1 pseudogene is annotated in these 265 nt (G+C 42.3%); it reads left to right on the top strand.

The features are described 5' to 3' along the window. Positions 1–265 (top strand): annotated as a pseudogene (locus tag AAEY62_RS22855) (NADP-dependent phosphogluconate dehydrogenase); the annotation flags it as partial.

The raw sequence follows: 265 nt of genomic DNA on the forward strand, positions 1-265 counted from the left end.
GTCTAAAACACTGCAAACATGGCGTGCGGGTTGTATTATTCGTGCTGATTATTTAGATAGTGTTGCACAAGGCGTTGAATTTATTGACACCCTTGATAAAGAAGTATTTGCACTGCGTAAAATAACAGGCCAAGCAATGATGACAGGCTTAGCGTTTCCGGTGCTTAGCTCATCGCAAACTTACTTTGCTACATTAACCACTCCAAGTAATGGGCATTTAGTACAAGCCCAGCGTGATTACTTTGGTGAGCATGGGGTTAAAACC

The organism is Pseudoalteromonas sp. GW168-MNA-CIBAN-0100 (assembly GCF_040309225.1).
Classification (GTDB): Bacteria; Pseudomonadota; Gammaproteobacteria; order Enterobacterales; family Alteromonadaceae; genus Pseudoalteromonas; species Pseudoalteromonas arctica.